This window comes from Psychrobacillus vulpis (genome assembly GCF_006861825.1).
Classification (GTDB): domain Bacteria; phylum Bacillota; class Bacilli; order Bacillales_A; family Planococcaceae; genus Psychrobacillus; species Psychrobacillus vulpis.
Genome location: NZ_VDGI01000028.1, coordinates 1 through 11,997 on the forward strand (window position 1 = coordinate 1; position 11,997 = coordinate 11,997).

The window sequence follows — 11,997 nt, forward strand, 5'->3', positions numbered from 1 at the left end:
TGATTGGATTGGAAGGGGGTACCCCCTTCCAATCCAATCAAATTCATACTTCGAACAGAATCTGTTTGTGATACAAAACAATTGAAGACTTGTAATTAGCATTTTACACAATTATAAGGACTTGACTGAGTATGCGAGCATATCTAGCGGCTGTACGAGCATACCTAGCTTATCCGAGCATACCACCGAGTTATCCGCGCATATGTAATGAGTATCCGAGCATATCAAGCGGTTATACGAGCATACCTAGCTTATCCGAGCATACCTAGCTTATCCGAGCATATCACGAAGTTATCCGCGCATATGTAATGAGTATCCGAGCATATCGAGCAGCTATACGAGCACAAGCAGAAGGTATATCGAAGAAACCAATGCTTCATAAATGATGAGAAATAACGCCGGTTAATAGCAACTGGTGTTATTTTATTTTGTATTTCGGTAAAGTTGTTACATTATAAAGTAGCTGTTTGTCTTACACATATAGACGGAGAAAAGGAGGTGGCGGTCGGGTTACCATCTGACTTCATATTATAAAGACCTTTTTCTTTGAGCCGGATTTATTGCACACGCTTTTTAAAAAAACTAGATGGATTTCATCTAGTTTTTTTTATTTCCAATTATATAACGGGTGTCCCCCGTAAAATAAAGCATGTTTAGCCTCCATCAATTATATTGCCTCCTAAAAAAACTTTATATGACCTCCACAATTCACAAGCATACTGTTTAGTCACTCTTATTAATAGAAACAGGTCTCCGGTTTTATATTGTCCTGAAAGCTAGGCCCTTCTACGCAAGCCAGTCTTAGAAAAAAACTTTTGTCAACTTTCTAAGAGTGTCCAATTGCGTTTTTTTCATTTGCATAAACTAGTGAAAAATGCGCGAAAAATTGGAAAAAATTATTTGTTTTTATTTGGAGATAGCCAAATAAGTTGAGTCCTATAATTGTGAAAATTGTATTACGAGCACTACTAACGTACAAACCTTGGAGCATCTTGTTTTTTTCGATTAATTTGTTTAAAAGTTTTTTTTTGTAGTTCTTTTTAAGTAGATAACAAGAATATACTTTTCTAGTAGCTCGCATTTTGCGAATTTTAAGGAGATAGTAATTTGGAGAGTGTCAAAGATATGATGTTAAGGGATTCAAAGCATTACTTATACCACCGCATTGGCAAAAGGATAGCAGATATAGTAGGTAGTTTCTCGCTTCTATTAATTTGCATTCCATTGATTCTTTTATTCTCAATTATACTTTTCATATTTTCCGGAAGGCCTATTTTTTTTACGCAAACTCGAGCTGGTTTGCATAATACTTCTTTTACGATTTGGAAGTTTAGAACCATGGAAACGAAGACACTGGATTTCAATGGTCACCAATATAAATGGCAAGGAGGGGTTCCTAAAGACTTTTCTTTTGCAAAGCCAAGTCATTTGAATGTTACAAAAGTAGGTAAAATATACCGGAAATACAGCATAGATGAAATTCCTCAATTATGGAATGTGTTAAAAGGAGATATGAGCTTTGTTGGACCTAGACCAGAAATAATCGAAATTACAAATCATTATTCTGAAGAGCAAAAGAAGCGTTTACAAGTAAAGCCTGGAATTACAGGATACGCACAAGTTCATGGAAGATCTTCTATTACTCATGGGGAAAAAATAGCACACGATTTATACTATGTAAAAAACTACTCATTACTACTAGATTTGAAGATAATCATTCAGACCGGAAAACTTGTAATTACCGGAAAGGGAGCATACTGATTATTCGAATTTTATTATATTTAGATTGCATGATTATTACTGAAGGAGTGAAATCGATTGCTTGTAGATATTCATAATCATATTTTACCTGGACTTGATGATGGACCAAAGTCCATTGAAGAGGCAGTATTACTAGCTACAAATGCAGTCGATAATGGAATAACACATATTATTGCCACTCCTCATCATCATAATGGAAGATATATAAACTCTCCTTCGATAGTAATAGAGGCAGTAGCCAAATTAAACAAGGAGCTCCTTAAAAAGGATATTCCGGTGAAAATCCTTCCGGGGCAAGAAGTTTATTTTTACAATAGCATTCTTGAAGATTTAGAGAACGATCTATTAACACTAGCTAATAGTGGGAAATATTTATTAATAGAACTACCGAGAAATCATTTTCCTATTTCAACTTTTGAAACTCTTTATCAAATACAATTGCGGGGATATACCCCAATCATTGTACATCCAGAAAGAAATACTGTACTCAGGAAAGACAAGCAAAAAATTTATGATTTGGTGAATAAAGGTTCTCTAGTTCAAATAACTGCTTCTACTTTGATTGGTTTACAAGGTAGAAATTTGAAAAAGTACACAATAGATTTATTGAAACATAATTTAGTTCACTTTATATCTTCGGATGCACATCATTATGTAAATCGGCCTTTTTTATTGAATGATGCGTATCAGCATGTACGAAAAAAGTTCTCTGAAAATCAAGTAACTTATTATAACGAAAATGCAAAACACGTCATATTAGGTACTGGATTTCAACCGATGCTCCCCATCAGCTTCAAATAAAATAGGTGATTTATGAAATATTGGCGGATGCTATCGAATGGAGGAACAAAAGGGGGGCTCGACTCTTATGGGAGAAAAAATTAGTCTACAAGATTTATTCAAAATAATGAAGAAACGGCTCGTGCTCATTATCAGTACATTCGTTTTAGCCGTGACGATTACGGGGATATTTAGCTACTTCTTACTAACTCCGACTTACGAAGCTTCAACTCAAATTCTAATTAGTCAGAAGGAAATAGAGCAAAATCAATTTAACACTCTAGACATAGAAACGAATCTTCAACTGATCAACACATATTATGTCATTATTAAAAGTCCAGTTATTCTATCAAAAGTAGTCGATAATCTAGATTTAAATACTACTCCAGAACTACTCAACAAAAAAATAAAAGTTAGCAGTGAACAAAACTCGCAAGTTATTAAAGTTAGCGTTCAAGATCCAGATTTAAAAAAGGCTGTAGATATTGCCAATATGATCACGTCAGTGTTTCAAGAAGAAATTCAAACACTAATGAACGTCGATAATGTAAACATCTTATCACCGGCAGTCAATACAAAGAATATAAATCCTGTTAATCCCAATCCAATTCTTAATATGGCAATTGCAGCTATTATTGGATTAATGCTAGGAGTCGGAATTACCTTCCTAATTGAATATTTAGATACCACCGTAAAAACGGAACAGGATGTTGATGAATTATTAGGGTTACCAATTCTTGGTCTCATTAGCCCAATTCCTCTAAAGAAAACGAAAATAACAAAGAAACCGAAAATAACAAAGAAACCGAAAATAACAAAGGAACCGAAAATAACAAAAGAATCGAAAATAACAAAGGAACCTAAAGTAACAAAGGAATCGAAAAAAACAAAGGAATCGAAAAGTCGTAGTAGAAAGTCGAGGAGAGGGAAGGATGTTTAAAAAGAAAAAGCGGATACCAGCTGAACGGAAACTTGTAACAATCACTGATCCCAAATCAGTCGTTTCGGAACAATTTCGAACTCTCCGTGCGAACATAAAATTTGCGATGAAGGATAAGAAAATGGATACACTTCTATTCACTTCGGCTTCTAGTGGAGAGGGCAAATCAACGATAGCAGCAAACGTTGCCATTTCTTTTGCACAAGAAGGTAAGAAGGTGCTTCTCGTCGATGGAGATTTGAGGAAACCGACTATACATTACACATTTAATACATTAATCTCCCCAGGTTTAACAAACCGACTAATGAGTCAATGGAAATTTGAATATATTGTAAAAAATTCTGGAGTCGTAGGATTACACCTAATTACATGCGGACCAATACCTTCAAATCCTGCTGAACTCCTTGGATCAACTTCAATGGACGTTTTCATTGAAGAAATGAAAGCAAGATACGACATTGTTATCTTCGACGCTCCTCCAGTCCTCTCGGTTGCAGATGCACAAATTCTATCAAATAAATGCGATGGCACAATTCTTGTCATCAGCTCAGGGGCAACGGATAAAGGTAATGTTGTTAAAGCTAAGGAAGCACTCAAAGCTTCGAATGCAAATATTATTGGGACGATTCTTAACAACTTTAAACTTGAAAAGGGTCATTACTATTATGAATATTACGGAGAAAGAGTGTAAATTAAAGTTAAATTGGAAGGCTGAAAAATATGAAAATAGCTTTTGTAAATAAAGGGAAATCTTATCTGCCTGAAATAAAAGCTTATATGGATTATATTAATAAGCAAAACGGGATTAGTGCTATTGAAGTTTATAAAGATCAAAAAGAAAGTATTAAAAAATGCGATGTTGTTTGGAATTTCATGGGATTTGAAATGGGAAGGAATAATAATAATCAATTTCACATTCATGAATATTGTTCTCTCTCCGTAGGGAAATTTTCTAAACAAAAGGATTTATTGAAGAGATACTTAAACAGCAGGCCAGCAGGGAGAGTATTTTTAAACGAAGAGCTATTTCAACTAATGAATTTTAAAGATAACATTCCTTCTCTAAAACGAGACATGGGCATTTCAGATAGTTTTTATAAAGCAAGCAATAAGAAAGAATATGATTTTGTTTATATTGGCGATATTAACACGGCTAGGAAGTTAGATATTTTATTAACCTATTTTAAAACAAAAAATATGGAACAAAATATCCTTTTGATTGGAAATGTTTCCAATGAATTGTATAGCAGATTTAAAAATAATGACAATATTATTTTTACTGGTAAATTAAATCATGAAGAAGTTCCAACAATGGCTTCGAAAGCGGTTTACGGTATTAACTACATGCCTGATATTTTTCCATTCAATATTCAAACTTCAACAAAGCTCTTAGAATACTGCGCTTTAGGTTTAAAAATAATTACGACTGACTACAAATGGGTAAATCAATTTGAAAATAGTCGAGGAGCAAGGTTTTTCAAGTTAGAAGATAGTTTAATAAATTTTACTAGAGAAAATATTGAAAAGTTTGATTTTATCACACCAAATGTAGAGGATCTAAAATGGGAGAGTATTTTTAATAACATTGGGTTGCTTAATTATTTGAATATGTCATTAAAGTCTTATTAATCTTATTGAACGTCGAAAGAGTGATCTAATTCACATGTATATTTCCAAAAAAAAAGTAAGCTTAGTTCTAATCTTCTGTACAACCTGTTTAGGATTATTGAGCTATTTTAACAGTGTTAATAAATTAATAGCATATTTTGTCATTGTCTTATTCATAACATTAAGCAGTTTGAATTTACTATTGGATTTACGAAAGAGTGAATTAAGGGGATTAATAAATAGACAGTCATTAATTTGTTTACTCTTAATGGTTACTATATTAGTACAAATAATAAATGGTATCGAAGGTGAAATAACTATAAACGATGCCATTAAGTTTGCTTTGTTTCCATTGAGTTTTTTGTATTGCTGTATACTTGCTCCGAATTTTCTATTAAAAAATAACTATGAGAATACCTTTTTAAAATTTTTAATTTATCCAGGAATCTTTTTAAGTCTTATCACATTAATCACTTCCTTTATAACAGCACTTTCATATGGGGGCATTGATTTAACGACATTACAGACTGCACAATTTAATATTGTACACGGGCTTTTCGATTCAAATTATCAAGGTGCAGTTGTAGCAGTAAGTAGTGTAGTTTGTATCTATTTATTATTTAAAAATAAAGGGAATAAACTATATTATAGTTTAATATTGATGGTAAACATATTAAATCTTATAGTACTAGCATCAAGAGCCTCTCTTTTATCACTAGCTCTCTGTATTATTATTGCAATAATTGTTTACGGATCTAGGAAAATAAAGTTTTTACTTTTATCCGGCGTTGCGATATGTGGGATACTATATTGTTATTACAACAACAGTATTAAATTGAGCCCAATATTCTATTACAACATTTTCGATGCAGAAAGAGGAAGTACGGGGAGAATAGATATTTGGAAAGAGATATTACAAAAAAGCACACAAAAAGTTTTTACTGGAAATGGAAATAATACTTTAGAAATAACATCACTTGACCTCCATAATAATCTCTCATCATCTCACAATTCCTTTATTGATTTTTTTGCTATAAACGGTGGAATAGTATTAATCTTATATTTAATAGTTTTATTAATAGGAGTCTTTAAATCTTTCAATCATGCTAAAGAAAGTGCAGTTTTCTTAGTTTTTATCTGTATATTTGTTCTTATGAATTTTACAACTCATAATCTTGGAGGTGTTTCGTATGTTCCACAAATTTTAGGAATTCTTTTGGGAATCATATTTATTCATGTAAAGAAAAAAAGCAAGTAGATAAATTTTATAGTGTGAATTAATTAAGAAAAATGTGTACAAACAAAAAGAAGGCGATTTTATCTTAGGATTGAATCGTCTTTTGCTATCAAAAATATTTCGTGTATATTTCTTGGTTCTGTCTACCTATCCTACTTGAATATAATACTATTAGAACGAGAATATATTCTTCTGATGACAAGAGATTCAGGTCTAAAGATCTAAGTTTTCGAAGTAAGAATTGCAGGTAATTACTCATAAATTTGCTCCATAAATAAAAAGAAGAGAAGGAATGTTCATTGATACGATGAAAAAAATAGCCGTACTTTTAATGGTTATAACGGTTCTTTCTAAGATATTTGGGTTTCTACGTGATATTACTCTTTCTTATTTTTATGGTGCGACTTCTACTAGTGATGCATATATCATTTCGATTACGATTACAACCGTATTATTCAGTCTGATTATTACTGGGATTTCCACTGCATATATACCTATGTTCAAGAGAATCGAAAATGATGTAGGTCATCAATCAGCAACAGAATTTACTAATAATTTGATTAATATTGTATTAATTATTTCATTGGTCGTCATCGTAATAGGTTTTCTTTTTTCTGAAGTCATAGTAAAAGTATTCGCATTAGGTTTTGATGGGGAAACATTGAAAACTGCTGTGCTTTTTACTCGTATAGCCTTAGTAGGGATTATTTTCACAAGCCTAACCCAAATTTTCATGAGTTATCTACAGCTTAATGGGAAATTCACTATACCTGCTATGATTGGGTTTCCTTTTAACTTAATCATTATTTTATCAATTTTTATTAGCGCTCAAACAAATGTAATTGTATTGGCATTTGGAAGTGTTCTTGCTGCATTAACCCAGATGCTTTTTTTATTGCCCTCATTATATAAAACTCATTATCGATATGCCCCAATTGTTCAGTTCACAGACAAGAACATAAAGAAAATGGCAATGATCGTCTTCCCAATTATGATAGGTATATCCATTGACCAAATCAACTTGATTGTTGATAAAACTATTGCTTCCACCTTGGTGGAAGGAGGAATTTCTGCTTTGACCTATGCTAGTCGACTAAATGATTTTGTACAAGGTATTTTTGTACTTTCATTTGTTACAGTAATGTTTCCCCTCATTTCCAAAATGGTTGCCCAAAAAAATACGGAAGACTTTAAGAATTCCATTAGTGAAGTTATTTCAAGTGTGATTCTTATCGTTGTGCCTGCCAGTATTGGAATAATGATTTTAGCAGAGCCTATTATTAGATTACTTTTTGGGTATGGACATTTTGACGATCATGCAATTGATATGACTTTTCATGCACTTTTTTACTATTCTATTGGGATGATTGGGTATGGTTTCCGGGAGATATTAAATCGGACCTTTTACTCCCTTCAAGATACGAAAACTCCTATGTATAATGCCTCTATTGCAGTAGTCTTAAACATTATTCTAAATTTCATACTATCTTCTTACATGGGAATCAGTGGGCTCGCTCTCGCTACTAGTATCTCAGCACTTATTTCTTCGACACTTTTAGTTATTAACCTCCGAAAAAAAATAGGAGCGTTCGGTTTGAAAGGGAACTTCATCACCTTTATGAAAGTGTCTTTCGCTTCAACTGTAATGGGGGTTGTTGTATACGCTTTAAATAAATATGTATTTGCGGAATGGAATGCGTTATTAAGAATGATGGTAGTTGTTTTCGCTGGAAGTATCATCTACTTCATTCTAATTACACTATTAAAAGTGAAGGAAACGAAACTATTTCTAAACTTTATACGGAAGAAAGTTCATCTATAAAAACGTCGAAAAAATTTATTATGCTAATATGTCGACCAGATTTTTTTATGAAGGGACTGGTTTTCTGAAAAATATAGAACTAATAACCATTACATCAATAGAACAACTGAATCAATTTCGAGATGATTGGTCTTTTATTTTGGAAGAGAACGAAAATACAAATCCTTTTATTGAATTTGATTGGATATATGCATGGTGGAAGCATCTTGGAAACAATAAAAATGTAGAAATTATTGCTGTTTTGAATAATGGTGAAATAATCGCGTTTTTCCCTTTTCTTTATGAAAATAAAGGGTGGTTATACAAATATAATTTTATCGGGTTTGGCTATGCGAATTATATGGACTTTATTTCCTATAAACATTCTTTGGAATACGTTATAGCACTTGTATTAGACTTCATAATAGTTGAGAGAAAAAGTGTTGTTTTTTATTTACATGGACTACTAGAGAGTGGCTTTTCTATTAGGAGATTGGAAGGATATATAAGAAACAGGGAGATGACATATTCCACACACCGTGTAATCACACCTTTTATTGATCTAGAAAAAATATCAAAGGAAGAATATTTAAAGAAAAGAAAAAAGTTACATCGCGTGGACAAAAATGAAAAAAGAATGAGGGAAAGTGGAGTAGTCGAAGTATTACCTACTGGACCTGAGCATATGGAAACGATATTCAACCTCCATCATAAGAGATGGAAAAAAAAGCGCGACACTAGTGGCTTTACAAATAAGAAAGAAAGGAAATTTTATCAAAGTTTAGCGCAGCTTCAAGAAGGACCTTTAACGACAGAGATTGATGGGCTCTTTATGGATGGTAAGATGATCGCTTTCAAGTATGGATACAAATGTAGAGGAAGATATGTTGGCTATGTTATAAGTTTCGAGGATGATTTTAAAGTATTTAGTCCAGGCAGAATATTGGAAAAGGATAAGATTCTTCAATGTAGTAAACGCGGTATTAATATTGTCGATTTCAGTATTGGATATGAACCATACAAGTTTGAGTGGAATACAGATATAGATTATACAAGAAAGATAATCTTCTCATCTAAAAGTTTGACAGCTCAGCTGCTGAGGTTGTATCTCTCTTTGAAGGAGTTATTTATTTCACGTATTAAGCTTAATCGAAGGCTTGTCTTGTTTAAGAGAAATAAAATCGGAAAATTTCTTTATGTGATAAAGAATATTTTGAGCAAAACAGAGAAAGCAGGTGTGAGGGAAGAAATAGCAGCTTTTATCCATCCAAAACTTAATAAGTTATTCGAATGGAAACGCTACACTATTTATGAAATTGCCAGTAAAAATGTACCTGAGGATTTAGAGAAAGATAAATATGTGGAGCTGACAATTAGAGAAGCGATTAACAATTATGATTCTGTCAAAGAGCATATGAGGGATATTTGTACGAAAATATATGGAGGATATAAAGGGTATTATCTGCCTGGGCATCTATCTTTTGAAAATGTATTTTGGACAAATGAAAAGGTAATTCGCATAGATAATATTGGATATTTGAGGGTTTTTAAAAAGAGTTCGGTTCATATAGAAAACTGGAGAACAGAAAATTTAGCGGAAATCTGCTCATATGTTAAAAAAATAAGTAAAGCTAACAAAATCTTTATAAGTGTAAAAGCAAATTTGAATAAAGAAATAAGTGAATTAGAAAAAATAGGATTTACCATCCATCAACAAATTTTTAAAAGAACAATCCTCGGATTCTCAAAAGCTATATTTACTAATGAAAAAAATTCTGCCTAATTATAAATTCTAGGAAAAGTAAATCACGTACACCTTGTATTTTGCATCGTTTCCATCAAAGAAAATGAGGGATAATTGATGAAAATTGTTCAACTAATCACACATATGAATGAAATTGGAGGAGCTCAAGTACATGTGCGAGATTTATCCAAACAACTTGCAATGGATGGGCATCCGGTGACGATTATTTCCGGAGGAGATGAAATAATCGCAGATGGTTTATTAATAGAAGAAGTTACTTATATGCACAGTAAGTTCTTAATTCGGAAAATTAGTTTCATAAAAGACTTTCTTGCTTTTTTAGAAATTAGGAAAAAATTAAAGCTTATAAAACCAGATATTGTAGCAATTCACTCTTCTAAAGCTGGAATTATCGGTAGAATTGCCTGCTGGTCACTTCGAATTCCCTCTGTATTTACAGCTCATGGGTGGGCGTTTACAGAAGGAGTTGAGAAGAAAAAGCAACGCTTATATCTAAGCATCGAGAAGTGGGTAGGAAAATTATCGATGAAAGTTATTACTGTCTGTGATCAAGATCGAAACTTAGCACTTCGTCATCAAGTGCTGCCATCCGAAAAAATAATTACTGTTCACAATGGGGTAATGGATTCAAAAAATACATCATTAGAAAAAGGCAACAGAGAGGTCGTAAAAATTCTGATGGTTGCTCGTTTTGAAAAACCAAAACAACAATTGGAGCTTTTAGAGGCACTCTTGCATATTAAACATCTAAACTGGCAAATGATTTTTGTGGGAGATGGGAGTTTAAAACGAGCATCTGCACAATTCGTACAAGAAAACTATTTAGGTCATAAAGTCACTTTTCTAGGGAGTCATTCGAATGTTGCGGGGCTATTAAGTGATGCGGATCTTTTCGTGCTTACTTCTGCTTGGGAAGGACTACCATTAAGCATTTTAGAAGCAATGTTACACAGTCTTCCCATTATTGCATCCAATGTTGGAGGGGTAAAAGAAGCCGTCAGAGATACAGAAAATGGGTTTTTAATTCGTAATAACTTATCTGAACTTCTTTCCATATTAATAGAAAATGAATTACTTCGAAAAAATATGGGAGAAAAGAGTAGAGAAATATATGAAGCAAGTTTCACATTTGAAAAGATGTACACAAAAACTATTTCTACGTATCGCAATTTAATAGTATCGGGGGAGAACGGTTGAAAGTATTAGTAACTGGAGCAGCAGGTTTTATCGGCTCATATGTTGTAAAGGAATTAGTAAAGGAAAATTTTTCAGTGATTGCATTAGATAACTTATCTACAGGTAAAGTAAGTAATTTAGTAACAGATGTCCCATTTTATGAGATGGATATTTCAAATAATGAGTTAGAAGATGTGTTTCGAATCGAACAACCGAATTATGTCATTCATTTAGCTGCGCAATCTTCTGTTCTAAATTCGATGATTGAACCGATGGAAGATTGCCAATCAAATTTAGTTGGAACTCTTAACGTCCTGAGATTTGCCAAGCAATATGACGTGAAAAAGGTTATCTTCGCATCCACAGCAGCAGTATATGGTAATCCAACTACATTTCCTGTTGTAGAGGATAGTAAGCTTTCTACTCTTTCTTTCTACGCATTATCCAAGCTTTCCGCAGAAAAGTATGTTCAATTATACGAAAAACTATTTGATTTAAAAAGTTGCATATTGCGATTCTCAAACGTGTTTGGTCCCTTGCAAGCAGGTGGCGTAATTACAAGCATCCTTCATCGTATTTTAGATGGAGAGGATCCAATTATTTTTGATGGCAATCAAACACGAGATTTTATATATGTGAAAGATGTTGCAGCAGCTTGCATACAATCATTAATGTCTGATAAAACAGGTGTTTTTAATATTAGCTCTTCTACAGAAATATCCATTCAAGAAGTGTATGAAGTATTATCGGAACTTACTGGAGTTCAGACGAATCCAATTTACGAATCGCTTCGTGATGGAGAGATAGAAAGAAGCATCCTATCGAATAAGAAAGCGATAACCAATTTTGCATGGAGTCCAACATATAGTTTTGTGGAGGGACTAAAAGAAACCATTCAATATTACTCTTATTTAAAAAAACCTAACTAG

At 32.8% G+C, this 11,997-nt stretch carries 10 protein-coding genes; all 10 read left to right on the forward strand.

Features of this window, described 5'->3' with window-relative positions:
• Positions 1-1,128: 1,128 nt before the first annotated feature.
• The 10 genes from FG384_RS18095 (at position 1,129) to FG384_RS18140 (ending at position 11,997) form a co-directional block, all read left to right on the forward strand.
• Positions 1,129-1,761: a sugar transferase gene (locus FG384_RS18095; RefSeq protein ID WP_338101360.1), complete on the forward strand. Its 633-nt coding sequence runs from the start codon at positions 1,129-1,131 to the stop codon at positions 1,759-1,761.
• A 57-nt stretch (positions 1,762-1,818) separates the two neighbouring features.
• Positions 1,819-2,562 (forward strand): tyrosine-protein phosphatase, encoded by a 744-nt coding sequence (locus tag FG384_RS18100; RefSeq protein WP_142644092.1) that lies wholly within the window; start codon positions 1,819-1,821, stop codon positions 2,560-2,562.
• 67 nt (positions 2,563-2,629) lie between these two features.
• On the forward strand, positions 2,630-3,481 hold the full coding sequence (locus FG384_RS18105; RefSeq protein WP_142644093.1) for a YveK family protein: 852 nt from the start codon (positions 2,630-2,632) through the stop codon (positions 3,479-3,481).
• Entirely contained in the window at positions 3,474-4,172 is a 699-nt protein-coding gene (locus tag FG384_RS18110; protein WP_142644094.1) for a CpsD/CapB family tyrosine-protein kinase, read from the forward strand. Before FG384_RS18105 ends, FG384_RS18110 begins: the two co-directional genes overlap by 8 nt.
• 29 nt (positions 4,173-4,201) lie before the next feature.
• Positions 4,202-5,110 (forward strand): glycosyltransferase family 1 protein, encoded by a 909-nt coding sequence (locus FG384_RS18115; RefSeq protein ID WP_142644095.1) that lies wholly within the window; start codon positions 4,202-4,204, stop codon positions 5,108-5,110.
• A 181-nt stretch (positions 5,111-5,291) separates the two neighbouring features.
• Complete coding sequence (locus FG384_RS18120) at positions 5,292-6,347, forward strand: O-antigen ligase family protein (protein ID WP_166462484.1); 1,056 nt, start codon at positions 5,292-5,294, stop codon at positions 6,345-6,347.
• 271 nt (positions 6,348-6,618) lie between these two features.
• Positions 6,619-8,148 carry a murein biosynthesis integral membrane protein MurJ gene (murJ, locus tag FG384_RS18125; protein WP_205961821.1) on the forward strand — a complete coding sequence of 510 codons (1,530 nt, stop codon included), beginning with the start codon at positions 6,619-6,621 and terminating at the stop codon, positions 8,146-8,148.
• A gap of 241 nt (positions 8,149-8,389) precedes the next feature.
• Entirely contained in the window at positions 8,390-9,910 is a 1,521-nt protein-coding gene (locus tag FG384_RS18130) for a GNAT family N-acetyltransferase (protein ID WP_166462485.1), read from the forward strand.
• A gap of 78 nt (positions 9,911-9,988) precedes the next feature.
• On the forward strand, positions 9,989-11,089 hold the full coding sequence (locus FG384_RS18135; RefSeq protein WP_142644098.1) for a glycosyltransferase family 4 protein: 1,101 nt from the start codon (positions 9,989-9,991) through the stop codon (positions 11,087-11,089).
• On the forward strand, positions 11,086-11,997 hold the full coding sequence (locus FG384_RS18140; RefSeq protein WP_166462486.1) for an NAD-dependent epimerase/dehydratase family protein: 912 nt from the start codon (positions 11,086-11,088) through the stop codon (positions 11,995-11,997). Before FG384_RS18135 ends, FG384_RS18140 begins: the two co-directional genes overlap by 4 nt.